At 38.4% G+C, this 25,272-nt stretch carries 24 protein-coding genes; 18 read left to right on the top strand and 6 right to left on the bottom strand.

The genetic code is table 11. The annotated features are described in order from the left end of the window. The first annotated feature begins 119 nt into the window (after nucleotides 1-119). From IGJ95_RS12205 to nadE, 3 genes are all read left to right on the top strand, one after another. Nucleotides 120-479, top strand: a complete 360-nt coding sequence (locus IGJ95_RS12205) for a DUF1827 family protein (RefSeq protein ID WP_023520312.1) — start codon at nucleotides 120-122, stop codon at nucleotides 477-479. Between the two features lie 467 nt (nucleotides 480-946). Then, the gene (locus IGJ95_RS12200; RefSeq protein ID WP_010736679.1) at nucleotides 947-2,419 is read left to right on the top strand and encodes a nicotinate phosphoribosyltransferase; all 1,473 of its coding nucleotides are present in this window, start codon (nucleotides 947-949) and stop codon (nucleotides 2,417-2,419) included. 12 nt (nucleotides 2,420-2,431) lie between these two features. Next, nucleotides 2,432-3,259, top strand: coding sequence for an ammonia-dependent NAD(+) synthetase (nadE, locus tag IGJ95_RS12195; protein WP_023520311.1), 828 nt, complete (start codon nucleotides 2,432-2,434; stop codon nucleotides 3,257-3,259). Nucleotides 3,260-3,525: 266 nt separating this feature from the next. Here nadE and IGJ95_RS12190 read toward each other — a convergent pair whose 3' ends face one another. Together IGJ95_RS12190 and IGJ95_RS12185 are read right to left on the bottom strand one after the other, a co-directional pair. After that, nucleotides 3,526-3,864: a RidA family protein gene (locus IGJ95_RS12190; protein WP_194179566.1), complete on the bottom strand. Its 339-nt coding sequence runs from the start codon at nucleotides 3,862-3,864 to the stop codon at nucleotides 3,526-3,528. Nucleotides 3,865-4,278: 414 nt separating this feature from the next. Then, entirely contained in the window at nucleotides 4,279-5,169 is an 891-nt protein-coding gene (locus tag IGJ95_RS12185) for an ArsR/SmtB family transcription factor (protein WP_019723205.1), read from the bottom strand. Between the two features lie 203 nt (nucleotides 5,170-5,372). On the opposite strand from IGJ95_RS12185, the gene arfA reads away from it, so the two are divergent. From arfA to IGJ95_RS12140, 9 genes are all read left to right on the top strand, one after another. Continuing rightward, nucleotides 5,373-6,878 (top strand): arabinosylfuranosidase ArfA, encoded by a 1,506-nt coding sequence (gene arfA / locus IGJ95_RS12180; protein WP_023520309.1) that lies wholly within the window; start codon nucleotides 5,373-5,375, stop codon nucleotides 6,876-6,878. 13 nt (nucleotides 6,879-6,891) lie between these two features. Further along, nucleotides 6,892-8,163 (top strand): ABC transporter substrate-binding protein, encoded by a 1,272-nt coding sequence (locus IGJ95_RS12175; protein ID WP_010736674.1) that lies wholly within the window; start codon nucleotides 6,892-6,894, stop codon nucleotides 8,161-8,163. Between the two features lie 214 nt (nucleotides 8,164-8,377). Continuing rightward, nucleotides 8,378-9,274, top strand: a complete 897-nt coding sequence (locus IGJ95_RS12170; protein ID WP_010736673.1) for a carbohydrate ABC transporter permease — start codon at nucleotides 8,378-8,380, stop codon at nucleotides 9,272-9,274. 14 nt (nucleotides 9,275-9,288) lie between these two features. Then, nucleotides 9,289-10,152 carry a carbohydrate ABC transporter permease gene (locus IGJ95_RS12165; RefSeq protein WP_010736672.1) on the top strand — a complete coding sequence of 288 codons (864 nt, stop codon included), beginning with the start codon at nucleotides 9,289-9,291 and terminating at the stop codon, nucleotides 10,150-10,152. Between the two features lie 4 nt (nucleotides 10,153-10,156). Then, nucleotides 10,157-10,732 (top strand): DUF624 domain-containing protein, encoded by a 576-nt coding sequence (locus IGJ95_RS12160; RefSeq protein WP_062806185.1) that lies wholly within the window; start codon nucleotides 10,157-10,159, stop codon nucleotides 10,730-10,732. Continuing rightward, on the top strand, nucleotides 10,729-12,261 hold the full coding sequence (locus tag IGJ95_RS12155; protein WP_438761998.1) for an alpha-N-arabinofuranosidase: 1,533 nt from the start codon (nucleotides 10,729-10,731) through the stop codon (nucleotides 12,259-12,261). The genes IGJ95_RS12160 and IGJ95_RS12155 overlap by 4 nt, the downstream gene beginning before the upstream one ends. Next, nucleotides 12,258-13,223, top strand: a complete 966-nt coding sequence (locus IGJ95_RS12150; protein ID WP_438761996.1) for a glycoside hydrolase family 43 protein — start codon at nucleotides 12,258-12,260, stop codon at nucleotides 13,221-13,223. The genes IGJ95_RS12155 and IGJ95_RS12150 overlap by 4 nt, the downstream gene beginning before the upstream one ends. Nucleotides 13,224-13,477: 254 nt before the next feature. Further along, complete coding sequence (locus IGJ95_RS12145) at nucleotides 13,478-15,334, top strand: LTA synthase family protein (protein ID WP_062806188.1); 1,857 nt, start codon at nucleotides 13,478-13,480, stop codon at nucleotides 15,332-15,334. Between the two features lie 95 nt (nucleotides 15,335-15,429). Beyond that, entirely contained in the window at nucleotides 15,430-15,861 is a 432-nt protein-coding gene (locus tag IGJ95_RS12140; protein ID WP_019723602.1) for a hypothetical protein, read from the top strand. 59 nt (nucleotides 15,862-15,920) lie between these two features. On the opposite strand, the gene IGJ95_RS12135 is transcribed toward IGJ95_RS12140, so the two are convergent. After that, nucleotides 15,921-17,078 (bottom strand): AI-2E family transporter, encoded by a 1,158-nt coding sequence (locus IGJ95_RS12135; RefSeq protein WP_010736666.1) that lies wholly within the window; start codon nucleotides 17,076-17,078, stop codon nucleotides 15,921-15,923. Further along, nucleotides 17,078-17,440, bottom strand: coding sequence for a PTS glucitol/sorbitol transporter subunit IIA (locus tag IGJ95_RS12130; RefSeq protein WP_062806189.1), 363 nt, complete (start codon nucleotides 17,438-17,440; stop codon nucleotides 17,078-17,080). The genes IGJ95_RS12135 and IGJ95_RS12130 overlap by 1 nt, the downstream gene beginning before the upstream one ends. Before the next feature lie 136 nt (nucleotides 17,441-17,576). On the opposite strand from IGJ95_RS12130, the gene IGJ95_RS12125 reads away from it, so the two are divergent. From IGJ95_RS12125 to IGJ95_RS12115, 3 genes are all read left to right on the top strand, one after another. Then, nucleotides 17,577-18,596, top strand: coding sequence for a lactonase family protein (locus IGJ95_RS12125; RefSeq protein ID WP_062806190.1), 1,020 nt, complete (start codon nucleotides 17,577-17,579; stop codon nucleotides 18,594-18,596). A gap of 11 nt (nucleotides 18,597-18,607) precedes the next feature. Beyond that, nucleotides 18,608-18,769: a hypothetical protein gene (locus tag IGJ95_RS12120; protein ID WP_019724465.1), complete on the top strand. Its 162-nt coding sequence runs from the start codon at nucleotides 18,608-18,610 to the stop codon at nucleotides 18,767-18,769. A gap of 423 nt (nucleotides 18,770-19,192) precedes the next feature. Then, entirely contained in the window at nucleotides 19,193-19,489 is a 297-nt protein-coding gene (locus IGJ95_RS12115) for a bacteriocin immunity protein (RefSeq protein ID WP_062806192.1), read from the top strand. Nucleotides 19,490-19,619: 130 nt separating this feature from the next. On the opposite strand, the gene IGJ95_RS12110 is transcribed toward IGJ95_RS12115, so the two are convergent. Both IGJ95_RS12110 and IGJ95_RS12105 read right to left on the bottom strand, forming a co-directional pair. Then, nucleotides 19,620-20,240, bottom strand: a complete 621-nt coding sequence (locus IGJ95_RS12110) for an NAD(P)H-dependent oxidoreductase (protein ID WP_010736661.1) — start codon at nucleotides 20,238-20,240, stop codon at nucleotides 19,620-19,622. A 117-nt stretch (nucleotides 20,241-20,357) separates the two neighbouring features. After that, entirely contained in the window at nucleotides 20,358-20,666 is a 309-nt protein-coding gene (locus tag IGJ95_RS12105; RefSeq protein WP_010736660.1) for a rhodanese-like domain-containing protein, read from the bottom strand. Between the two features lie 193 nt (nucleotides 20,667-20,859). Here IGJ95_RS12105 and IGJ95_RS12100 point away from each other — a divergent pair, with 193 nt between their 5' ends. The 3 genes from IGJ95_RS12100 to IGJ95_RS12090 are packed head-to-tail and all read left to right on the top strand — an operon-like array spanning nucleotide 20,860 to nucleotide 25,121. After that, the gene (locus IGJ95_RS12100; RefSeq protein WP_010736659.1) at nucleotides 20,860-21,504 is read left to right on the top strand and encodes a TetR/AcrR family transcriptional regulator; all 645 of its coding nucleotides are present in this window, start codon (nucleotides 20,860-20,862) and stop codon (nucleotides 21,502-21,504) included. Nucleotides 21,505-21,519: 15 nt separating this feature from the next. After that, nucleotides 21,520-23,247 carry an ABC transporter ATP-binding protein gene (locus IGJ95_RS12095; protein ID WP_438761993.1) on the top strand — a complete coding sequence of 576 codons (1,728 nt, stop codon included), beginning with the start codon at nucleotides 21,520-21,522 and terminating at the stop codon, nucleotides 23,245-23,247. Continuing rightward, complete coding sequence (locus IGJ95_RS12090; RefSeq protein WP_010736657.1) at nucleotides 23,244-25,121, top strand: ABC transporter ATP-binding protein; 1,878 nt, start codon at nucleotides 23,244-23,246, stop codon at nucleotides 25,119-25,121. The genes IGJ95_RS12095 and IGJ95_RS12090 overlap by 4 nt, the downstream gene beginning before the upstream one ends. Nucleotides 25,122-25,272 lie beyond the last annotated feature (151 nt).

Genomic DNA, 25,272 nt, shown 5'->3' with positions numbered 1-25,272 from the left:
ATCTAATTGATTATATGTTATACTATTAAACGAAGAGAGGGAAATCAAATTGTTTTTTTATCGTCTTTATGAAAGCGATTTATTTTATTGAGTAAAAAAATTAAGAAAAGAGGAAAAGTATGAAACTGATTGAAACTCCGATTACGAGCAACTTGAATATCAAAACTTTTTATCCAAAAATCGTTGATTTCTTTTTTAGAAATTCTGCTATTCGATTTTATAAACTATTTTCTTTAGATCGTACACAGATTTTGTTGATCGATACCTATAATCAAGTCCAATTAGTGATGATCAATACAAAAAAGAAAATCACTAAACAGGAAATTGATTATGCAATCAAAAAAGTGTTGAAAACAGAACGATCAGCGGTCAATATCCATGTAGGTGTCAAGCAAGAATTAGAAGAAGCGGGTGTTCAGTTCAAACGGCCGAATAAGGATATCGTCATTGTAGAACAAGCCATCGCAACGATTGCATAGCTCGATCAATACAGCAAGAAAGTTATGGATGATCCTAAATTGAATAAGCGATAGGAAGTAAAGCGCCTAAATTCCAAGATAGTTTGATCTTTGGGATTTAGGCGTTTTTTTACAACCTAGATAAACGGTGTTCAAGAAGCAACACTTCAATAATAAGCCAAGAAAATCCAAAATGAAAAAGCCATTTTTGATTTTCCTGTCTTATTACTCAGTGCTGAGCGCTTCTTTCACAACCTGGATAAACGGTGTTCAAGAAGCTGACCTTCAACATTAAGCTGAAAAATCAAAAAATATGAGGAGCTATTTTTGCAAGTTCTACCTTACTACTCGGAGCTGCCCGGCTTTCTCACAATCTCCTATCTTATTTCTTTACTTTGTACAAAATAAAACAAGATTTCTTTTACTAGGGTATTTTTTTGTTATAATGGATAAGAAATGAAAATTGGCTAAGAGGAGCAATAAAAAAGATGACGACAACTTACTCAGATGACAGTTTGACGCTACATACGGATCTTTACCAGATCAACATGATGCAGACTTACTGGGAACTAGATAGAGCAGATAAACATGCAGTTTTTGAATGTTACTTCCGCGAGATGCCATTCAATCATGGTTATGCTGTTTTTGCAGGGTTAGAACGATTAGTGGATTATTTAGAAAACTTGACATTTACTGATACAGATATTGCGTATCTTCGCGAAATGGCTGTTTATCCGGAAGGCTTTTTGACGTATTTACGTGAATTCAAATTCAAAGCGACTGTCCGTTCCGCTCGTGAAGGAGAACTTGTTTTTGCGAATGAGCCATTGATCCAAGTGGAAGGCCCATTAGCCCATTGTCAATTAGTAGAAACAGCCTTATTGAATATGGTGAATTTTCAAACGTTGATCGCGACGAAAGCGGCTCGTATCAAATCAGTGATCGGTGACGATCCATTATTGGAGTTTGGTACACGCCGTGCGCAAGAATTGGATGCTGCGGTTTGGGGTACTCGTGCTGCTTATATTGGTGGAGCAGATGCAACGAGCAATGTTCGTGCAGGGAAAATTTTCGGGATTCCAGCAAGCGGTACCCACGCTCATTCACTTGTTCAAAGTTATGGGAATGACTATGAAGCATTTATGGCGTATGCAAAGACACATAAAGATTGTGTTTTTCTAGTGGATACTTACGATACCTTGAAATCGGGTGTTCCTAGTGCGATCCGTGTGGCAAAAGAACTTGGCAACAAGATCAATTTCCAAGGCGTACGTATCGATAGTGGTGATATGGCGTATATTTCGAAACGGGTCAGAGAACAATTAGATTCCGCTGGTTTTACAGAAGCAAAAATCTATGCCTCAAATGATTTAGATGAAGCGACGATTTTAAACTTAAAAATGCAAAAAGCAAAAATCGATGTTTGGGGCGTGGGAACAAAGTTGATCACCGCCTATGACCAACCGGCTTTAGGTGCAGTCTTCAAACTGGTATCCATCGAAAATGAACAAGGTGAAATGATCGATACGATCAAATTGTCTAGCAATGCAGAAAAAGTTACTACACCAGGTAAAAAACAAGTATGGCGTATCACTCGTAACTTTGATGGGAAATCAGAAGGCGATTATGTGACACTATGGGACGAAGATCCTCGACAAGAAGAAGAGATCTTCATGTTCCACCCGACACATACCTTTATCAATAAAACTGTTCGTGATTTTACAGCTCGGCCAATTTTACAAGATATTTTTGTTGAAGGAACGAGAGTCTATGACTTACCGACATTAGAAGAAATCAAAGAGTATACCAGAGGAAACTTAGATTCTCTTTGGGAAGAATACAAACGTGATTTGAATCCGCAAAAATATCCTGTGGATCTATCAACAGATTGCTGGAATCATAAGATGGCAATCATGGAACGAATGAAAAAAAGCGTCACACAATTAACGAGTGAACTATAGGAGGAATGGAAGATGAATCATTTACAACAAGCAATCATCGAAGAATTAGGCGTGAAATCAGTCATCGATCCTCAAAATGAAATTCGTGTGAGTATCGATTTCATGAAAGAATATTTGAAAAAGAATCCCTTCTTAAAAACCTTGGTTTTAGGTATCAGTGGAGGACAAGATTCTACTTTAGCCGGACGTTTAGCACAATTGGCAATGGAAGAAATGCGGGAAGAAACGAAAGATGATAGTTACCAGTTTATCGGTGTACGTTTGCCATATGGAGAACAGGCAGATGAAGAAGATGCCAAAGCGGCGTTAGACTTTATCCAACCAGACGTCCAATTACGTGTAAATATCAAACCCGCTGTCGATGCGCAAACGCAAGCATTGATTGAAGCAGGTGTGGAAATCAGTGATTTCAATAAAGGAAATATCAAAGCGCGCCAACGAATGATCACACAATATGCGGTTGCTGGACAACGCGCAGGGGCTGTGATCGGAACCGACCACGCAGCTGAAAATATTACTGGTTTCTTTACAAAATATGGAGACGGTGGGGCAGATATTTTGCCATTGTTCCGCTTGAATAAACGCCAAGGAAAAGCATTGTTGAAGGCTTTAGACGCGCCAGAACATCTCTATACCAAAGTGCCAACAGCTGACCTTGAAGAAGGCAAGCCGATGATTGCCGATGAAGTCGCATTAGGTGTCACATATGATGAGATCGACGACTATTTGGAAGGGAAAGAAATTCCAGTAGATGCACAACAAAAAATCGAGCAATGGTGGAATAAAACACAGCATAAACGTCATTTGCCAATTTCGATCTTTGATGATTTTTGGAAATAAAGTGAAATAAACGAATCAAATGAACCGTTAATCCTTTGTTGATCAAGGGATTAACGGTTTATTTTTGTTTGTATTCGCGTTTTGTTCTCCAGTGTATTTTTAAGGTGAAGATTTTTATTGCTTTGCTTCATTCTCATAGAAAAGAAGGCTTAAAAAATAAGTTTTCCACATTGGAAGAGTCAGTATTGAAAGAAACAAAATAGGATCGGCTATACTTGATTGACACTCTTTGACAGTCTGAAACAAATCGATGTTCCTTAAGAAAATCATTTGATAGCGACAATAGCATCTATTTCTACTTTGAATCTTGGATCAATCAATCCAGCTACTATTACTACTGTCATTGCTGGTTTATTTTCTCCATATAGTTTTATAAGTGTCGACCTAAGTGATCCTAAAAAGGAAGCATCAGTTAAATACACGTTCATTTTGACAATATTTTGGGTACTCGCTTCGTTATCCATAATGATGGAATTTATTTTTTCAACAACGATTTGTATTTGCTCATCGATACCATCGGGAATGTAATCCTCTTTTTGAGGTGTCTGTCCGGAAATAAATAATAAAGGTGAATCTGTCATAACACTATTTGAATAGATAGCCATAAAATTACTCCTTTTCATTGATATTATTATTCGGTGCTGACCGCTTCTTTCACAACCTAGATAAACAGTGTTCGAAAGCCAGCTCCTTCAATAGTAAGTCAAAACTTGAAAAAATATGAGAAGCTATTTTCTCAAGTTCTGCCTTACTACTTGGAGCTAAACGGCTTTCTCACAACTTAGATAAACGGTGTTCAAAAAGCTGACCTTCAAAATTAAGCTGAAAAATCAAAAAATATGGAAAGCTATTTTCTGATTTCTCATCTTACTGCTCAGGTCAAACCGCTTTTTTCACAACCTAGATAAACGGTGTTCAAGAAGCAACACTTCAATAATAAGTCAAAACCATCAAAAATGAAAAAACCATTTTCGATGATTCTGTCTTATTACTCAGTGCTGACCGCTTCTTTCACAACCTTAACTATAATACACCTTCATCTTGATATCTTGGTCGTAGTTGCCGAAGCCTTTGCCGAATAGGGTGCAGCCACCGACGTTTTTGGCGTCTTCTTTGACTTCGATGCGGAAGGTCCAGACGTCTTCGTTTCTTGGGATGTCATTGATCGTGATTTCAGATAATGGTTCGCCGTTGATATTGGTCAAATGTTTAGTGATACGGATTGTTTTCAATAGTCCGTATTGGTTTAGATTATCTGGATACCAGTCCGGGGTATGTTTTCCACGAATGTCTGCGAAATCTCCTGGGCTTGTCCAGTTACCTAATTCCACACCGTTTAGGCTGAAAGTGATATCCGATGGCCAATTGTCGTTCGAAAAGGGAAACTCGGAAGATAGTTCAACGGACAATTCCAACATTTCCAAGGTATCTTCTTCGTTTAAAAAGTTTGGTGTTTGATATTCAACAAATCCGCTTGTAAACCACAGAATCCGAGCATCCATTCGTCGTGGATCGGCAAAATAACGTGGTTCATCGACTTTGCCGATAAAGTCATGGATCGTTGCCAGACCGCATGTCGGCTCGATCGAATAGCGGGTATAATGACCGATAGGGATCGATGTTTCTTTCGTATCAAAGGCATTGAAGATTTTTTCTGGAAACGTGATGTTGATTTTATCGACACGTAAGCTGGAAATTTTTTTTTGGCCTATTTTTTCAGATTTGATGATATTTGCTTCTTCAAGTTTTTTTACATGCATTGTTGTAATCGCGCTACTGATACCGAGTGCTTGGGCAAGCTCTTTGATATTCATTTTGTTTTTTGAAAGTAACTGGATGATTTTTATCCTTGTTTTACTAGCTAAAGCTTCATAAACAGGTAACGATTCTTCATTGATTTGGAGTTGCATGATTTTTCACCTCTTATTTAGGTTTTTGTTTAACTATATATTAACATAAATATTAATTTATAGGTTAATATCATAAAACTAATATATATAATTAACATTTATGTTAATTATAATGTAAAAATATTTTTATATTTAATAATATTATTATTGACAACGCTTTCAAAGAAAGATATGATTCATGTATAAATTAAAGGAGGGGACATATGGAAGCTGTAATGTCAGTTAGTCGTGTGCAAAAGATAGGGGAAATCGATCGTCGTTTGTATGGCTCGTTTATTGAGCATATGGGACGTGCAGTGTATGGAGGGATCTATCAACCAGATCATCCGACTGCAAATGATAAGGGATTTCGCCAAGACGTTATGGAGCTAGTCAAAGAATTATCGGTACCATTGATCCGGTATCCAGGTGGGAATTTTGTTTCTGGGTTCAATTGGGAAGATAGTGTGGGGCCTATAGCGGAGCGGCCGAAAAGATTAGACCTTGCTTGGCGATCTTTAGAAACAAATCAAGTGGGTGTGCATGAATTTGCTGCGTGGTGTCAAGAAGTGGGCGCTGAGATCAATATGGCTGTCAATCTTGGAACACGTGGCTTAGATGCTGCAAGAAATCTAGTAGAATATTGCAATTATCCTAGTGGTACTTATTGGAGTGAGCAAAGAATAGCAAATGGACAAACCGAACCTTTTGCGATCAAGACGTGGTGTTTAGGCAATGAAATGGATGGTCCTTGGCAAATCGGTCATAAGACAGCAGCGGAGTACGGACGGCTGGCAGAAGAAACAGCAAAAGCAATGAAACTTGTCGATGAATCGATCGAAGTCGTTTTATGTGGTAGCTCGAATGGTAAAATGCCGACGTTCGGTGAGTGGGAATTGACTGTATTGGATCAAGCCTATGAACAAATCGATTATCTTTCATTGCATCAGTATTATGGCAATCAAACAAATGATTTGAAAAATTATTTAGCTCGTTCAGTCGATATGGATCAGTTCATCTCTGGTGTTGTTGCGATGTGTGATGCAATCAAGGCGAAAAAACACAGCAAGAAACAAATCAATCTATCTTTTGATGAATGGAATATTTGGTATCATTCGACAGAACATGATCAAACAGTCAAGCCATGGCAAGTGGCTCCACCTTTATTAGAAGATCACTATAATTTTGAGGATGCTTTAGTATTGGGCTGTTTATTGATCACTTTGTTAAAACATTCTGATCGAGTAAAAATTGCTTGTCTGGCGCAGCTAGTCAACGTAATTGCTCCGATCATGACAGAAGAAGACGGTGAAGCATGGCGTCAAACAATCTATTATCCATTTATGCAAGTCGCGACTTTAGGGCAAGGTATTGCTTTACGACCTGAAATCACTGTCGATACGTATGCAACGAGTGAATTTGATACAGTTCCATATTTAGAAAGTATCGCGGTGCTGAATGAAGAAAAAAATGAGTTGGTGATCTTTGCAGTGAATCGTGGAGAAGAAGAGATGAGTTTAGATCTACAATTTTCTGACTTAAAGATTAAGGAAGTCATTGATTTTTCAGAGATGTCTGGCTATGAAATCAAAGCGGTCAATCAAGCAGGAAATGAGCAAATCAAACCTGTGTCTTCAAAAGCCTACGAACATAAAGAAAATCAGTTGAATTGCAAATTGAAACCGTTATCTTGGAATGTGATCCGTACAAGCTTGACCCCGAACAAATAAGGAGGAGATAGAGATGCGAGGAAAAAAATTGATGATTGGTTCATTGTTGTTAGCTGCGACTGGAATATTAGGTGCTTGTGGCGGTGGTGCTTCTTCTCAAAGTAAAAATGACGGAGAAGTCACACTCTCTTTTTGGAATGGGTTTACAGCTTCTGACGGAGAGATCTTACAAGAGATCGTCAATGATTTTAATAAGAATAATGACAAAAACATCACGATTGAGATGGATGTGATGACATGGGCTAATTTGAATGAAAAATTACCAACGGCTATTTCTTCGAGAAAAGCACCAGATTTTGTTGCACTGAACTACGCTGATTTTGCTCAATATGTGGAGAATGGGGCTGTGCAGCCTGTAGATGATTTCTGGGAATATGACGGTGTGGATAAAGGAGATTTCAAAGATACTGCGGTAGATCTAGGAATGGTGGATGATCAGCAATACTTTATTCCGATGCAAGTACAAGGGATGTATATGTATTGGAACAAAGAATTATTCAAACAAGCTGGCTTGGATGAAACAACACCACCAACTACTTGGACAGAATTAACAGAGATGGCTCCACAACTGACCGATAGTAGTAAAAATGTCTCAGGTTTTGTCTTCAATAAAGACGGTACTGCACCACTTTATAACTGGATGAAGGCAAATGGAGGAAAACTTGTCAGTGATGACTATACAAAATCTGAGTTTGCTTCACCAGAAAATCTTGAAACACTAACAGCCATCCAAAAAATGATCCATGTCGATAAAGCAGGACCAGAATCGATTTCAGGAGCAGAAATGGATAATTTGATGAACGCTGGACAATTATCGATCATCATCAACGGACCGTGGTTGAATAACGGCTTGAAAGCAAACGAAATCGATTATGGTGTAACGACATTACCGCAAGCAAGTGCGGACGGTGAAAAAACAGCGATTTTAGATGGTGTTGGTTATGCAATCCCAGCAAGTACAGATAGTGACAAAAAAGAGGCAATCTATGAATTCCTAAAATACTGGAACACAAGTGAAATCGGTAAAAAATGGAGTATTGAAAATGGCTTCCCTGCCTACTTATCATCTGTCGCAGAAGATGAAGAAGTGAAGAATGATCCTATCGTATCGGAACTATCCAAACAAATGGAATATGCTGAACCTTATCTACCAGGATTCACGAAAATCGCAGCAATCAATAATGACATCATTAATCCATTGATCGAAAAATTGTTGGCTGGTGAAGATCCAGAGCAACTCATGAATGATGCAGATGATCAGATCAATGATCTATTGAAGGAATAATCGAGTAACAGTTCACAATGAAATCAAAACAACGAAAGAAATAGAAGGAATCTCGTAGAGGATAAGGCGAAAGTCCTATAAATTGCAAAAACATATTTATTGCTTTCGCTTTCCTTTTTCGAGAAAAACTTCTTTCCTTTCTTGGGCTGATTTTTCATCGCTTGAACTGTTCATCAAGGAATCCATCGAATAAGAAAGAGGGGAAATAGACGAAATGAAAGCATTCACCAGATACTGGAACCGACCGGATCGAGCGGCTTATTTGTTTTTAGTGCCATCCTTTTTGATTCTACTGTTATTCACAGTGGTGCCATTGATTGGTACATTTGCGATCAGTTTTACTGATTTGAACATCTTTTTTACTTCAAGAGAGTTCGTAGGCATGGATAATTTTTTGCGGATCTTTGGGGATGAACGTGCGGTCAATTCACTTTTCCATACGTTGTATTTTACCTTACTTGAAACACCAACACAGATTATCGTTGGTTTATTAGCTGCGGTGATCTTGTCAAAGAATACTCGTTTCAATCGCTTTTGTCGCTCAACTTTTTATATCCCTGTTATTTGTTCCTTAACATCCATTGCAATCATCTTTTCAATGTTGCTTGACCCAAACGTTGGGGCTATCCCTTACCTTTTCTCACAAGTAGGTTTGCCGATTCCACAATTTTTCCGTGATCCAACATTAGCAATGCCAACAGTTGCGCTGATGACGGTTTGGAAAAATTTCGGTGTCACGATGACGATCCTGATCACTGCTATTCAAGGAATCTCCCCTTCGCTTTACGAATCAGCGCAAATGGATGGAGCAACCAATCGTCAACAATTCTTTAATATCACGTTACCGCAGATCGTCCCATCTCTTGGTTTTTGTATCTTGACCAACCTGATTGGTTCCATGCAAGTGTTTGACCAAGTATATGTGGCAACGAACGGCGGACCACAATTCAAAACGGAAACAGCTGTCCAATACATTTATAGTCGCGGCTTCACCGCTCCATATGAGTTAGGCTATGCTTCCGCATTATCTTCAGTACTGTTTGTCATTGTAGCTGTGTTGGCAATTTCGACCAATTTATATATGTCAAGAAAAGAAAAACAAATGAAATAGGGGGGAGTAATAATATGCTTTCGGAAAGTTATACAGCAGTTTCAACGAATCGTCGGAAAAAGTTTGATGGAAAGAAATGGTTGCGTGTCGTCGGAATGTTACTCGTATTATTGATTATCGCTTTTCCTTTTCTATGGTTGATCATTTCCTCGTTCAAATATGAAAAAGACATTATTTCTTTTCCCCCGAGAATTTTTGCAGATGAATATACCTTTGAGAATTATATCAAGGTTTGGACGACTATTCCGTTGTTAGATTACATCAAAAACACAGTGATCTTTGCAGGTGGGACAGTGATCACTTCTGTTTTCTTTGATTCTCTTGCAGGGTATGCTTTTGCTCGGATGCGCTTCAAAGGGAAATCGGTGTTGTTTTACTTTGTTTTGTTAACGATGATGATCCCATTTCAAGTCTTCATGATCCCACTGTTCATCCAAGCAAACTTTTTAGGTATGTTAGATACGTATGCCGGATTGATCATTCCTCGGATGACTACTGCTTTTGGGATATTTATGATGCGGTCGTTTTTTGTGACTTTACCAGATTCATTGGAAGAAGCCGCACGTATTGACGGGTTAGGTGAGTTCAAGATTTTCTTGAAGATCATGTTGCCTTTGAGCAAGCCAACACTTCTATCACTAGCAATCTTTACGTTGATGAACAGTTGGAATGATTTATTGTATCCACTGATTTTGACAACAAGTTCGAAAATGCGGACGTTACCTGCAGGATTAGCTTTATTCACCGGACAAAATATATCATTTTATGGACCGGTGATGGCAGGAACAGTTATTTCGATGTTGCCATTGTTGATCATTTATATTTTTGCTCAAAAATACTTTGTACAAGGAACTGCAATGTCTGGCATGAAAGAGTGAGAAGATGAAATTAGTCGAAACAAAATGGTATGGTCAATTGATCCAAATTTCCGATCATATCTTATTAGGGATTTTATGGGTCGTCGTTTCTTTGCCTTTAGTCACAGTAGTACCAGCCACAACAGGGGTCTTTACAGCGTTGAATAAATGGAAGAATGGCGAATCAGGGCATGTTTGCTATTCCTTTTTGCAGGGCTTTAAGCGTAAGTTTTTCCTTCAATTAGTGATGAGTTGCGTGACCATCATCAGTTATTTTGCGATGAATCTTATTTTGCAAGAATCTGCTATTTGGTTAGTGATTTGTGGGTATGTAACAATGTTGGTTTTTACGATGTTTTTACTTTCTTGGTGTAGTTCTCTTGCCCAAAATGACGCTCTTTCCGGAAAGGTACTTTTTCAAGAAAGTACGTTGTGGGTGTTGACCAACTTTTTGAAGAATCTTGTATGTTGTGGCATATTATTAGTTTTTCTTGTGCTTGTGTTTATGTTTCCGCCGATTATTTTTATATTAGCAGGTGGGGTTTGGTGGTTGATCAATCATTTAGTGGGAAACATAAATAGGAAAGGAGTGTGGCAATGAAAAAAGTTGAATTAAAGGTACGTCAAGGATTTTCTAAAGGAGCTATCAGTCCACGACTCTTCGGTTCTTTTGTTGAACATATGGGAAGTGTCGTGTATAACGGAATATTTGAACCAGAACATCCGACCGCGGATAAGAATGGCTTTCGACAGGATGTACTTTCTTATGTAAAAGAACTGTCTTTAGGGGTGATCCGTTATCCTGGAGGGAATTTCACTTCAGGATATGACTGGCAAGATACGATTGGTCCAGTCAACGAGCGTCCAAAAAAAATCGATCTTGCATGGCAAGGAATCGAACCAAATACATTCGGGCTACATGAATTTTTCAAATGGTTAGACATGGTAGAAGCGGAGCCAATCATGACGGTGAATCTAGGCACAAAAGGAATCGATGATGCACGTAATCTAGTAGAGTATTGTAATTTTCCTCAAGGAACCTCTTGGAGTGAGTTACGCAAACAAAACGGACAAGAGCAACCTTTTAACGTGAAACTTTGGTGCTTAGGAAATGAGTTAGACGGGCCTTGGCAAATTGGCGCAAAAAGTGCCTATGAGTATGGCAGGTTAGCCAATGAATCTGCCAAAGCGATGAAATTAGTCGATGAATCGATCGAAACGATTTTAGTCGGTAGTTCGACGCCACGCTTAGCGTCTTATCCTGAATGGGACCGAATCGCTTTAGAAGAAGCATATGAAAACGTAGATTATATTGCTTTGCATAATTACATCGATAAATATGACGAAGAAGATTTAACTAAACCTCCAAAAAATGAGCGAGCAGATACCAAAACTTACTTAGCTAAAGCGGAACGGTTTGATCGACAAATCGAAGAGATCATTGCGACGTGTGACTATGTGAAAGGCTATCTACGCAGTGACAAGACGATGTACTTAGCTTTTGATGAATGGAATGTTCATAGCCAACCAGAACAAACCTATCAAAAATTCCAAGAGGGGTCACCAATCGATTGGTGCCAGTTCACCATGGAAGATACATTACTGTTCGGCACGTTAGGTCTTGCGATTTTACGGCATGCAGATCGTGTCAAAATTGCTTGCCAATCGCTTTTAGTCAATACCATCCCGCTTATCCTAACAGAGAAAAATGGGATCGCATGGGTAAATCCGACCTATTATGTGGTGCAACATCTGGCAAAATATGCGAAAGGCACTGTATTAGATCAACAAACGTTTTGTCCCACTTATGACTGTGATACTGGAAAAGAAGTGCCGATCATTGATAGCGTAGTTGTCGAAAATGAGCAAGAAATCGTACTGTTTCTAGTGAATCGCACAGAAGAAAAAGTGTCCATTACGACAACGCATGATTTTGAGCTGGAGACTAAAGCAGTCCAACTAGTCGTAAAAAGTGATCATTTACTAGATAAAAATACGAAAGACGCTCCGAATACGATCCAGCCGATAGAACAAGTAATCGATGTAAATGAAAAGAACAAGATCCATATGGTGCTTGAAGCATATTCTTGGAATGTCATCAGACTAAAAAAATGTGAGGAACCTTTATGAAAAAAACAACTTATGCTAATCCAATCGTCCTTGAACGAGCCGATCCTTGGATCTACAAACATACGGACGGCTACTATTATTTTACGGGTTCTCTACCTGGTTATCAGTCCATCGAATTGAGACGTGCGAAAACGATCGATGGCTTGAAGCATGCAGAAAAGTTACTGGTTTGGCATGCACCTAAAACTGGACTCATGAGTCAGTTGATCTGGGCACCAGAAATCCATTATATCCAAGGAAAGTGGTATATCTATTTTGCAGCCAGTGATCATGCAGAGATTCGTGATCGGGATCATCACCATCGGATGTTCGTTCTTGAAAACACGTCCATTGACCCAATGAATACTGATTGGGAAGAAAAAGGGCAAATCATCACTGCTACAGATACGTTTAGTTTAGACGGCACGACTTTTACACATCAAGGAAAGTTGTATTATGTTTGGGCGCAATTAGACCCGCGTATTCCGGGAAACTCCAATCTCTATTTATCAGAAATGGCAAATCCTTGGACACTGACCGGAAAACAACTATTATTAGCCATCCCAGAATTTTCTTGGGAAAAGCAAGGATTTGCAGTCAATGAAGGACCAGCCGTACTGGTTCGTAACGGGAAAATATTCATCACTTACTCAGGGAGTGCCACGGATGAAAATTATGCGATGGGTTTGCTGTGGGCAGAAGAGTCAGCGGATCTACTTGACGGTTATTCTTGGCATAAAAATCCTAAACCTGTCTTTGTCTCTTCGGAGAAAAATAAGCAGTTTGGACCGGGACATAACTCCTTTACTCTCTCAGAAGATGGCAAAGAAGATGTATTAGTTTACCATGCACGACCAGAAAAAAATGAAGGAATCGATCCTCTGAACAATCCCAATCGTCATGCCAACGCACAAGTATTTTCGTGGGACACAGAGGGATTCCCAGTTTTTGGTGAACCAGTTGCGTATTCGGCTGATATTTGAGCATCATTTCAATAAAGCCCTTCAAGAAATAAGCGGTAATAGCCACAATTTGTTGTTCAAAATTGTGGCTATTACCGCTTATTCTTTGCGAGCTGGAGAGACTAAGACACAGTTTCATTCCTTTTGTTTTCTATTTATTTTTTTATAAAATTGGTCGTTCAGACTACTTGTTTTTTGAACTTTACTTTCATTTGTGAAGCGACTAGAATAAAATAGGCGTTAAAGTAGTTTAGAAAAAGTGAAGGAGCGCTCTCTTGAACAAACATTTAGATAAGCTTTCAACCAAACAACAAAAAATTCTACGAATCACTACTCTGGGGGTAGTAACAGTCTTACTGATACTTATAAGTAATTTGTATTTACAATGGTGCCAGAATAATCTTTCAGTTGATTTAGCCTTGAAATTTGCTTTTTCATGGCACACAGAAAAATTTTTACTTGCTTGTTTCGTATTACTTACTGTCTTTTTATTTATGGTCGCTTTCGCGGGTTCTTACTTATTTGGTCTGCTTTTTTATCTCGTAAGTATCGGTATATTAGGTTTTGCAAATTACTTGAAAATGAGCTATCGTCAAGAACCAATCTATCCAGATGACTTAAAGATGATCACAGAGTTCAATTTACTCAAAGACATGACCGGAACACCGATTTTTATTGGGTTGATGCTACTAGCGATCCTTGCCTTTGGTGGAGTGGTCTGGGCAATTGTCCGTAGTTTCAAAAAAGATCGAACATTCCAAATCTATCGTATCTTGACTTTAGTCATGACCGTTGCAATGATGGGTTATTTCAGTAACTTCAATAATCCCAATAATTTGTTGCGTAAAGCTTATAATCAAACGGCTTTGTGGATTCCTTATAGTCAAAAAATGAATTATTATAATACAGGATTCATTGGTGGCTTTTTGTACAATCTAAAAGTTGAACCGATGGAACGACCAGAAGGTTATTCAAAAGAAAAAATCAATGAAATCACTAAAAAATATCAAGCAACCGCAGACGAAAAAAATCAAACGGCAAGTGATGAGCAGCCAAATATCATTTATGTGATGAGTGAAAGCTTTTCTGATCCAAGTCATCTAAATGGTGTAACGGTGACCGGTGATCCCTTAGCTGACTATCGTGAAGTGGCAAATCAAACCTATAGTGGCCGAATGCTTTCGCAAAATTATGGTGGTGGAACAGCAAATATTGAGTTTGAAGCCTTAACGGGTCTATCCATGGCACTATTCAATGGTCAAATGACCACACCATATACGATGCTCGTTCCCAAGCTGGATCAATTACCATCGCTTGTTTCCACACTTAATGCACAAAACTATCGAACAACGGCGATCCATCCTTATAATACATCGATGTATAAACGTGAAGATGTCTATCAGACGCTAGGGTTTGATTCGTTTATCAGCGAGGGAAATATGACTTACACCGATACCATTGATAATAATCCATATATTTCAGATGAGTCTGCCTATAAAGAAATTTTAGACTTATTAAAAGATGAGGAAACGCCTCAGTTTGTCCATCTAGTCACGATGCAGACTCACATGCCTTATGCAGGCAAGTATTCGCAATTGGATTTTTCGGCTACAACAGAAGATGATACTGGAACAGATACACTCAACAATTATTTGCAAGATATTGCCTATAGTAGTCAAGCATTGAAAGCATTCACTGAAGCGCTGAAAGATACGCCAAGAAGAACACTAGTCGTTTTTTGGGGAGATCATTTACCGGGGATCTATTCGGACGAGATCAAAAACAAAAATGAGAAACAAGCCTTACATCAGACAGAGTTTCTCATGTTCGATACAGCAGGTGAGTTAGAGAAACGTGAAACCAATGATGCTGTCACTAGCCCTTTTTATTTTGCAGCGAATCTTTTAGAACAAACGAATCAAAAGACCACTGGTTTTTATCAATTACTGCTTGAAATGGAGTCGGCTATTCCCGCGTTCGAACGAGAACTGTATTTTCAAAATGGCCAATGGGGAAAAGAAGCTCAGTTGAATCAGGCGCAAGAGGAAGTATACGAGGCGTATCACTTGATCCAATATGATCTAGTTTCAGGAGAACAATATAGTTTGGATGCAGGATTTTATGAAAAATAAACGATAAAAATAACATTTTATTGATGTAATGACTTGTTTTCTACTAGAATAAACAGGTAAAATAGAGAAAGAAAAAGAAGAAAGTAGGAAAACCTATGTTACCGAATCTCGGTTATTACGTGCAGACAGTCGATAAAATCGTGAAAGAAACAGAAGCAATCGGCGAAACGATGCACCCAAAATATGAAAAAATCAGAGAAGCAATCGATCAAAAGAAAACAGCTGAACTAACGCAAGCCGAGCTTGTTGAGACGGTTGAGTTATTTGACCAAGGTACTGAAAAATATCGCAATATGCTAAAGAAAATCAGTACGTTGCGTCCACCAGCCAAAGTAATGGGTATCCATAAGAACTTTGAAAAAGCCTACAAAAATTATGTAGCTGGTTGTGAAGAAATGACTCAAAGCATCCAACCAGAAAAAGGCATCGATGCTGAACAATTTGATGCGTCAGAAGCAAAACAAGACCAAGCGACAGATGATATTTCCGCAGCAATCCAAAAAATGACTAACTTATTGATGAAATAATCAAAAAGCCGAGACGACTGAAAATAGGGTTCCTATTCTCGATCATCTCGGCTTTTCATTTATTCTTGTTGCTTTTCTTCATAAAGGGAAGAAATCGTAGTGTACCATTCAAAAATGTGAGAAATCAATACTTTCGCTGCGGCATAGACAGGTATCCCTAAAATCACACCGACCACACCAAATAATTTTCCGGATGTTAATAGGACAAGTAAAATCGTCACTGGATGGATCGACAACTGATTGCCAAGTACAAGTGGCGAGATCAAACGGCCTTCGATTGTTTGCTCTAAGGCGAAAACGATCAATACTTTGACCAACATGATTGGTCCTGCAACGATGGCTAAAAATACCGCAGGGATCATCGCTAAAAATGAACCTAAGTAAGGGATCAAGTTCAAGAAACCGGCAATGATTCCTAAAGTGACAGCATAATCTAACCCGATGATTGCAAATCCGATCATGAACATCACCGCAACTGCGAAAGCCACAGTCAGCTGTCCACGAATATAAGAAGAGACTTGGCTGTTCATCTCACCTAAGACTTTTAACGTAGGCACTCTCATACGAGTGGGTAAGAACTTGACCAAATAAGGTGCTAATTGTTTTCCATCTTTCAACAGATAAAATAAAATAAACGGCATCGTCAATACGGCAACAACGATCGTAGCTACAGCGCCAACAAAACTCCCTAAGCTTTGAACGGTGCTTTTTGATAGATTCTGTAAAATATCGCCAGCAGAATTCATAAACTGATCGCCTGTATTTTCCAGTTGCTCTCTAAATTGACTGAATAGTGGATCACGAAAAATCTCGGTTAATTTGTCATCGATGGTCTCGACGTATTGTGGAAAATTGCTGACAAAGCTGACGGTTTGTTCTTGGATTTTCGGGATGATCACTACACTTCCCCAGACGATCAAAGCGATAACAAGTATAAATAAACCGATGATGCTATAGAGCCTTGGAATATTTTTCTTTTCAAAATAATCGACGACAGGATTCATCAGGTAATATAAGATACCTGATAGAATGATCGGTAAACTAACGATCGCTAGAAACTGCCAAATGGGCTCAAAAAGATAAGAGACTTTCGTAAATAAGAAAACGATCAGTAAGACCAAAAGAACGACTAATAAAGCCGTGACTACTTGATTATTCAAAAACCAACGCCAAAACCATGAAACAGGTTTGATTTTTCTTTTTTTATCCTCTTCCATTAGTTCACCTGCTTATAGTCGATGGTCGTGCCGACAGTGATTTCTGGTAGTTGATAAGGGGACAAATAGATTCCATTGACGATTCTGTTACCTGCTGGTGGTTGTTCAAAAACCAGAGTCACATGACCAACCGTTGTTAAGTTTTCATTGGCCAACGGACCAACATGTTCGATGGTATATTCTTGATGATCAAAAGAAATTTGATCACCTTGATTAAGTGAAAAATTCTCTTTTGTACTAAATTCTTGAATGATCGTATAGTCACGCAACGCGGATGTTGCCGACTGATCGAATAAAATCAGCATAGGTTCCTCTGAATTGATTGCTGACGTGCCAATTTCTGTTATCGTTGCTTGAGTCATCTCATTTCTCTCCTTTACTCCTAAAAAATCAATGATTCTATGGTTACAAAAACAGTATAACATATTCTCTTTGATTAACGACATGAATGGATGTATGATAGAATAAATTAGAATTCTTAATTTGAGGAGGATCAAAATGATAAAAAAAATCATTCTAGGAACATATACAAGACGAAAAAGTGAAGGAATTTATCAAATCGAATTAGATACAGATAAAGGCACTTTAGAGAATCTAACGTTAGTGACAAAAGAAAATAGCCCAACGTATGTGACAAAAAGCGATGCAGGTAATCTTTACACAGTAACAAGTGTCGATGGGTTAGGTGGAGTCGGTGCATACGATCATTCATATAATTTTTTGAATGCGGTAACAGAAGCCGGCGCACCTTTGTGTTACGTGACAGTCGATGAGCAACGCCAACTGGTTTATGGCGCAAATTATCATAAAGGAGAAGTCAATGTTTATCGTATCACTGAAGACGGTAGTTTAGAGGCGACAGATGCAGTCTTTCATCAAGAACCGACTGGTCCACACAAAAACCAAGATCATGCCCATGTCCATTACACAGACTTAACACCTGACCAACGATTAGCTGTCTGTGATCTAGGAACTGATCGTGTGTACACATATGATGTAGATGAAAATGGGAAATTAGCTGTAAAAGCTGTATTAGAAGTAGAGCCAGGAACCGGCCCACGTCATTTAGTTTTTCATCCTAATAATCAATTCGTCTATTTGTTTGGTGAGTTAGATAGTACAGTTCGTGTTCTTTCCTATGATGAAACAACAGGCGAATTCAAAGAAGTGCAAAAAATCAGCACATTGCCTGAAGGATTCACCGAAGAAAATGGTGGGGCTGCCATCCGTATTTCAAACGATGGACGTTTTGTCTACGCATCAAATCGGGGACATAATTCGATTGCTGTATTCGCTGTGAATGAAGAAGGTTCACATTTAGAACACGTACAGACAATCTCAACTGAAGGAGATTTCCCAAGAGATTTCGCCTTAGATCCAGAAAATGATTACGTGGTATCTGCCAACCAGAATACGGATAATCTTACCTTGTACAAACGTGATGCTACAACTGGAGAATTGACATTGATCCAAAAAGACATCTATGCACCTGAGTGTGTCTGTGTTTACTTTGATTAAGGAGTAGTGACATGAATAAAGAAGAAGTATTAGACCGTTTACGTGAAGAATTAGAGATTCCGTTTTTTCAAGGAAAAATCGAAGACAAAGAGTATAGTGAAGAAGAATACCAAAAGATCAAAAATGATTTGATCCAGTATTTTGATGACTATGTTCGTAATGTTGAAAATTAAAGAAGGAAATATAGCCTAGAGTAAAATGATTTCTATCTTATTTTGAACCAACACGCTAGCATGCCAAAGCTGTTTAGCTGGATAAAAAAGGGGGACGTATGAAAGAGTTGAAAATAATTTTTGGTGCGTTTCTTTTGTCGCTACTTTTAAACTGGGGCTCATCCTATCTATTAAACCGTCCATTCAAATGGTGGATTACTTTAGGTATGTTCATAGGATTCTCCAGTGCCTATTTAGTTGGTTCAAGAAAGAGGTTGGGACAGAAGAGTTTACTTCTGCTCCCGCCGTTTATTCGGTTTTAGGTGGTGGGAGAGGACTAATGTCCTACTTCCTTTCTTTTAATAACATCTGATTTTAACCAAAGTTTATTTTGCGTAAGACTATAGTAATATTCCTTGAAATTAAGCAAAGGAGCAACAGTAAATGAGTCATCTAAGATGGTTTTCTGGTGGAAACGATCGACGCAAAACAGCAGAAACAATCATTAATGAATTGATAGCTGATTTAGCGTTAGACCTTGGAAATGAATCGCTTAGAGAGGTTTTACACGCTTATCTAGAAAAATTACAAAATGATGGAGCATCAGTGCCGTTCATTCTAAGCCGTATGAACTTAGATATATCTAATGCATTGAAAAAAGATGGCGCCTCTCTCAACGAGCATCAATCCGAAAAGCTACGTGAACTGATGGCTATTTCTAGTATTAGATATGGTTATTAATGAATTTTAGCGTCGCAAATCAGCCACTTTGCAACAAATAAAAAAGGATTTCATGAACATTTATTGTGAATGTTCATGAAATCCTTTTTCTTTTCTCAACATTTTAAGAGAAAGATTTACCTAATAGTGACTAGAAGTCTTTACCGAATGCAGTTGCTTTATCTAAGGCAGCTTGCATCAATTCTTCTGCACGATCAGGTGTATAGTCGATCCCCTCGATAAATAATTGGTCGACTTGATCGATGCCGACAAAGTTCAAGATTGCTTTTACATATTGAGAAGCAAAATCTTGTCCATTGTAGATTCCGCCATTTGATTGGATGTGTAGTGCTTTTTTACCAGTAACTAAGCCAACAGGACCATTTTCAGTATACTTGAAAGTTTTACCAGCAACATTGACTGTATCAAACCAAGCTTTTAATTTTGTAGGAATGTTCAAATTCCATAAAGCATTGGCAATAACGATTTTATCTGCTGCTAGGAATTGCTCTGTCAATTCGTTGAAACGAGCAATTTTTTGTTGTTGGTTTTCAGATAGACTAGAGAAATCTGCACCTGCACGAAGCGCTTCCCATCCAGAAAGCAATTCTTCATCAATTTCTGGGATATCATCACGATAAAGGTCTAAAACAGTTACCTCGTCGTTTGGATGATTTTCTTTGTAGCTAGTTAAAAAACTAGTTAATGCGTTAACTGAACGTGATTCTTGTGCAGTTAGTGGATGTCCTTTGATTACTAATACTGATGCCATAATCTCTCTCCTTTAGTCGTAATTGTTAACTTTACTGCTAACAATACCAGTTTACTTGAAACAGAAAAGGCTATCAAGTATTTTTACTGATAAAAAGTAAGTTATTTTCCAGTACGATCAAAGAGGACTAGTTAATTCACGACTTTCAAATAACTTCATGTTGTCGATCACATAAGTTGCTTGCAATCCGTTTTCTATTAGGTAACTAGTGATTTCTTGTGCTGAATGGTTAGATGCTCCGACAATGTAGTACTGTTTTTTTGTATCGAGATTATTTAATTGGGCTGGCAAACTGGTAATAGGGATGGATATCGAATGACTTAGGTGTTTTTTTATATACTCATTCGTTTTTCGGACATCTAGAATTACAACATCCTTCTTTTGATAGACGAAATAGAGTTCGTGGACGGTTATTGATTTGATCATGGCGTTCATCCTTTTTATATAATGATCCTATTTTAGATGTATAGAATAGAAGAAACAAATCTTTTTACTCGATTTATTCTTTTTTTAATAATTATGAAAAAAAATGTAAATGACTTGCAAAACAATCAGATGGTGTTATAATGACAAGGTGTCATATGACGGTGTGTCATTTTTATGTAGGGAGGAATCAACGATGCCGACACAGACTTTTTTTCATCTACCTGAAGAAAAACAGCAAAGACTTTTAGAAGCTGCCAGGGTCGAATTTTCAAGAGTACCATTGAATGAAGCTTCGATTGCACAAATCGTGAAACTTGCGGGGATCTCTAGAGGTAGTTTTTATCAATATTTTGAAGATAAAGAAGATCTTTATTTTTATTATTTTGAAACCGTTCGTAGCGATAGTACAAAAAATATGATCCAACTAATCAAAGAATCGAATGGAGACTTATTTATCGGTTTTGAACTTTATTTTGGGAAAATGATTCGAGATATTCTAGAAGGTGAAAATGCCGCGTTTTATAAACATCTTTTTATGCACATGGATTACCGTGCCTCACGAAAAGTCGTGCCGCATCCACAAGGACATCGTCCATCACCACATAAAAATCATAAAAAAGCGTCCAAAGAGTTGATTGGTTTGATTGATCGTTCTAATCTTAGAGTAAAAGATGACCATGAAATGGAATTATTGTTTCAGTTAGTCATGAGTACACTATTTACAACGATTGCTCATGCCTATAAATCATTTTCAACCTCTGAGGAGTATTCTGTTGAACAAGCCATTGCAGAATTCAATCTAAAACTGTCATGGATAAAAGATGGCGCTTATAAATAGAAAGAAGGGGAACGAATGCTAAAAATTGTCAAACGAATTTCATTGACCTCAGCAATCGCTGCAACGGTCTTTATGATTATTCAAGTGTTAGCAGATCTGTATTTGCCAACGTTAACATCTAATATTATTGACAAAGGCGTAGCAAAAGGTGACGTCGACTATATTTGGCAGACGGGATTTGTCATGATCGGATTTTCTTTGATCAGTATTTTAGCCGCCATTGCCAATACGTTTTTTGCTACACGAGAATCTCAAAAGTTAGGAAAACAATTACGAACAGAAGTCTATCAAAAAGCCGAAAATTTGACGAAAGACAAATTCGACAAGTATGGAACAGCTTCATTGATCACTCGTACAACGAATGATGTGACGCAGATCCAATTGGTGATGCAAATGTTTTTACGGATGATGATCAATGCACCGATCACTCTTGTTGGGGCAAGTATCCTTGCTTATCAAAAGGACCATCAACTGACAAGAATTTTCTTAGTCGTGATTCCTGTCATGATCATTTTGATCGGTGGTATTATGTATTTTGCTGTTCCTCTATTCAAGAGCATGCAAAAGAAAACGGACCGCTTAAACCTTGTTTTTCGTGAAGGATTAACCGGTGTACGTGTCATCAGGGCGTTTGACAAAACACGTTTTGAAGAAAATCGTTTTGATTTAGCGAATAAGGATTATACAAATACGGCAATCAAAGTCAACACGATTGTTGCATTGATGATGCCATTGATGACGTTGATCATGAGTGGGACGAACGTAGCGATCACATGGTTTGGTGGGCACTACATAGCGGATATGACATTAGAGGTCGGAAATCTGATTGCCTTCATGACTTATGCGATGCAAATTTTGATTAGTTTCATGATGCTATCAGCAATCTTTATCATGGTTCCTCGTGCCCAAGCTTCGGCTGATCGGATCAATGAAGTACTAGAAGAAGACGCGGGTATCGTTGATCCAGAACAACCAGAAACGGTTGCTTTAGCTGGAAAAGACGCAAGTTTGTCATTCGAACAGGTGAATTACCGTTACCACGGCGCAGAAAAACTAGCGTTGGAAGATATCAACTTTGAAGCGTCATCCGGCGATATCGTAGCTATCATTGGTGGTACAGGTTCAGGAAAAACGACTTTAGTGAATCTGATCCCACGTTTGTATGATATTGAATCGGGTGAGATCGCGATTAACGGAACGAGCATCACTGATATGACGCAATATAACTTGCGTGAATTGATGGGATTTGTTCCCCAAAAAGCTGTCCTTTTTTCTGGAACGATTCGTGAGAATATGCAATATGGGAAAGAAGACGCAACAGATGAGATGATTTGGAAAGCATTAGAGATCGCCCAAGCAAAAGACTTTGTTTCTGAAATGGAAGATGGTTTAGATAGTCATGTCGAACAAGGCGGCGGAAATTTCTCTGGTGGACAAAGACAGCGATTAGCCATTGCGCGTGCCTTAGTAAAAGAAGCCGACATCTATGTCTTTGATGATTCATTCTCAGCACTAGACTTTAAAACAGATGCGAAACTCCGTCAATCACTAAAAGAAAATATGACAGAAAGTATCACCGTTTTAGTGGCGCAACGAGTAAGTACCGTCATGGATGCAGATACGATCTTAGTATTAGATGAAGGAAAACTTGTTGGAAAAGGAACGCATAAAGAATTACTAGCAACAAATGAAACATACAAAGAAATCGTCAACTCACAATTGAGAGAGGAGGATTTAGCATGAGTAAAGGAAACAATCGACCTCCTCAAGGACCAATGGGTGGGGGACCAGGACGTAACATTGGTGCTAAAGGAGAAAAACCAAAAAACTTTTGGGGCACTGTTCGCCGGTTATTCGGCTATATGTCTAAGCGTTTAGTAGCGATCATTGCTGTATTTGTCTTAGCGATTGCAGCTGTCGTCTTCCAAATCCAGACACCAAAAGTATTAGGGAAAGCAACCACAGAAATTTTTAACGGTGTGATGCTTGGCGCAAGACAAATGCAAGAAGGGCAACAAGTCACGAAATTCCCAATTGATTTTGACAAAATTGGTCAAATCATTGCGACAGTGATTGTCATGTACTTGATTTCTGCCGTGTTCAACTTCTTGCAACAGTTCATTATGACTCGCGTGTCACAACGTACGGTATATGAGTTAAGACATGATTTAGAGACAAAAATGAATCGTGTGCCGATCTCTTATTATGATACACATACGAATGGGGATATCATGTCTCGAGCAATCAACGACATGGATAATATCGCCAGCACGTTACAACAAAACTTGACTCAATTTGTCACAAGTGCGGTCACACTGATCGGGGTCATCGTTATGATGCTATCCATCAGCTGGCAACTGACATTAGTGGCGTTGTTGATGATTCCATTGAGCTTGATCATCGTGATGATCATTGCACCGAAATCACAAGTTTTCTTTGCGGATCAACAAAAGAGTTTAGGATTATTGAACAACCAAGTCGAAGAAACCTATGCTGGACATACGATCGTCCAAACGTTCAACCATACAGCAAAAGACCAAGCAGTTTTTGAGATTGAAAACCAAAATTTATATGCCTCTGGTTGGAAAGCACAGTTTATTTCTGCGATCATCATGCCATTGATGAATTTCGTAAAAAATCTAGGGTACGTCTTTGTGGCTGTGCTTGGTGGGATCAAAGTAGCCAATGGGAATATGGCATTAGGGGATGTACAAGCATTCTTGCAATATACGACACAATTTTCTCAACCGATCACACAATTGGCAAGCTTGATGAATACGATCCAATCAACAGTAGCTTCGGCTGAACGTGTCTTTGAAGTCCTAGATGAAGAAGAGATGACAAATGAAAAATCTGGTTTACCAGTCGAAGAAAATACACCGTACAAAGTTCGTTTTGAAAATGTGCAGTTTGGTTATACGCCAGATCACTTATTGATGAAAGATTTCAATTTGGATGTGAAGCCAGGTGAAATGGTCGCTATTGTTGGTCCGACGGGGGCTGGTAAAACGACTTTGATCAATCTATTGGAACGTTTTTATGATGTTTCAGGCGGAAGCATTCGGTATGACGGTGTCGATACGAGAGATGTTTCTCGTGATGTATTACGTGCGCAATTTTCAATGGTACTACAAGATACATGGTTATTTACTGGAACGATCTATGACAATATCAAGTATGGAAATGATGATGCAACGGATGAACAAGTGATCGAAGCTGCGAAAGCTGCCCATGTCGATGAATTTGTCCGCAAATTACCTGACGGGTATGATACGATCTTAAATGAAGATGCAAGCAATATCTCACAAGGTCAACGTCAATTGATTACGATTGCCCGAGCATTCTTAGCAAATCCAGATGTCTTGATCTTGGATGAAGCAACCTCAAGTGTCGATACTCGTACGGAGATTTTGATTCAAAAAGCGATGAACCGTTTATTGAAAAATCGTACAAGTTTTGTAGTTGCGCATCGATTATCAACGATTCGTGATGCGGATAATATTATCGTGATGAACCAAGGATCGATCGTTGAAACAGGAAACCATGATACACTCATGGAAAAAGATGGGTTCTATGCTGATCTGTATAATAGTCAGTTTACAGAAGAAGCTTCATAATAAGATAAAATAAGTTATAATAATCTTTATAGGATTATGGGAAAGCGGCGTTTAAAAAGATAAAAAAGTTTTATCAAAGATTCGCCGCTTTTCTTACATATAGAATGATTTTCCCTTCCCATTCTGATAATTAGCTAAAAAATAAGACAAT

This window comes from Enterococcus sp. AZ156, from assembly GCF_051714165.1.
Taxonomy (GTDB): domain Bacteria; phylum Bacillota; class Bacilli; order Lactobacillales; family Enterococcaceae; genus Enterococcus_B; species Enterococcus_B pernyi.
Note: the sequence above shows the minus strand (reverse complement) of the source record. Positions and strands in the feature narration are given on the sequence as shown.

What these genes read in the sequence shown, in the direction of transcription:
- IGJ95_RS12205 (WP_023520312.1), top strand. Translation starts at nt 120, where the DNA reads ATGAAACTGATTGAAACTCCGATTACGAGCAACTTGAATATCAAAACT.
- IGJ95_RS12200 (WP_010736679.1), top strand. Translation starts at nt 947, where the DNA reads ATGACGACAACTTACTCAGATGACAGTTTGACGCTACATACGGATCTT.
- nadE (WP_023520311.1), top strand. Translation starts at nt 2,432, where the DNA reads ATGAATCATTTACAACAAGCAATCATCGAAGAATTAGGCGTGAAATCA.
- IGJ95_RS12190 (WP_194179566.1), bottom strand. Translation starts at nt 3,864, where the DNA reads ATGGCTATCTATTCAAATAGTGTTATGACAGATTCACCTTTATTATTT.
- IGJ95_RS12185 (WP_019723205.1), bottom strand. Translation starts at nt 5,169, where the DNA reads ATGCAACTCCAAATCAATGAAGAATCGTTACCTGTTTATGAAGCTTTA.
- arfA (WP_023520309.1), top strand. Translation starts at nt 5,373, where the DNA reads ATGGAAGCTGTAATGTCAGTTAGTCGTGTGCAAAAGATAGGGGAAATC.
- IGJ95_RS12175 (WP_010736674.1), top strand. Translation starts at nt 6,892, where the DNA reads ATGCGAGGAAAAAAATTGATGATTGGTTCATTGTTGTTAGCTGCGACT.
- IGJ95_RS12170 (WP_010736673.1), top strand. Translation starts at nt 8,378, where the DNA reads ATGAAAGCATTCACCAGATACTGGAACCGACCGGATCGAGCGGCTTAT.
- IGJ95_RS12165 (WP_010736672.1), top strand. Translation starts at nt 9,289, where the DNA reads ATGCTTTCGGAAAGTTATACAGCAGTTTCAACGAATCGTCGGAAAAAG.
- IGJ95_RS12160 (WP_062806185.1), top strand. Translation starts at nt 10,157, where the DNA reads ATGAAATTAGTCGAAACAAAATGGTATGGTCAATTGATCCAAATTTCC.
- IGJ95_RS12155 (WP_438761998.1), top strand. Translation starts at nt 10,729, where the DNA reads ATGAAAAAAGTTGAATTAAAGGTACGTCAAGGATTTTCTAAAGGAGCT.
- IGJ95_RS12150 (WP_438761996.1), top strand. Translation starts at nt 12,258, where the DNA reads ATGAAAAAAACAACTTATGCTAATCCAATCGTCCTTGAACGAGCCGAT.
- IGJ95_RS12140 (WP_019723602.1), top strand. Translation starts at nt 15,430, where the DNA reads ATGTTACCGAATCTCGGTTATTACGTGCAGACAGTCGATAAAATCGTG.
- IGJ95_RS12135 (WP_010736666.1), bottom strand. Translation starts at nt 17,078, where the DNA reads ATGGAAGAGGATAAAAAAAGAAAAATCAAACCTGTTTCATGGTTTTGG.
- IGJ95_RS12130 (WP_062806189.1), bottom strand. Translation starts at nt 17,440, where the DNA reads ATGACTCAAGCAACGATAACAGAAATTGGCACGTCAGCAATCAATTCA.
- IGJ95_RS12125 (WP_062806190.1), top strand. Translation starts at nt 17,577, where the DNA reads ATGATAAAAAAAATCATTCTAGGAACATATACAAGACGAAAAAGTGAA.
- IGJ95_RS12120 (WP_019724465.1), top strand. Translation starts at nt 18,608, where the DNA reads ATGAATAAAGAAGAAGTATTAGACCGTTTACGTGAAGAATTAGAGATT.
- IGJ95_RS12115 (WP_062806192.1), top strand. Translation starts at nt 19,193, where the DNA reads ATGAGTCATCTAAGATGGTTTTCTGGTGGAAACGATCGACGCAAAACA.
- IGJ95_RS12110 (WP_010736661.1), bottom strand. Translation starts at nt 20,240, where the DNA reads ATGGCATCAGTATTAGTAATCAAAGGACATCCACTAACTGCACAAGAA.
- IGJ95_RS12105 (WP_010736660.1), bottom strand. Translation starts at nt 20,666, where the DNA reads ATGATCAAATCAATAACCGTCCACGAACTCTATTTCGTCTATCAAAAG.
- IGJ95_RS12100 (WP_010736659.1), top strand. Translation starts at nt 20,860, where the DNA reads ATGCCGACACAGACTTTTTTTCATCTACCTGAAGAAAAACAGCAAAGA.
- IGJ95_RS12095 (WP_438761993.1), top strand. Translation starts at nt 21,520, where the DNA reads ATGCTAAAAATTGTCAAACGAATTTCATTGACCTCAGCAATCGCTGCA.
- IGJ95_RS12090 (WP_010736657.1), top strand. Translation starts at nt 23,244, where the DNA reads ATGAGTAAAGGAAACAATCGACCTCCTCAAGGACCAATGGGTGGGGGA.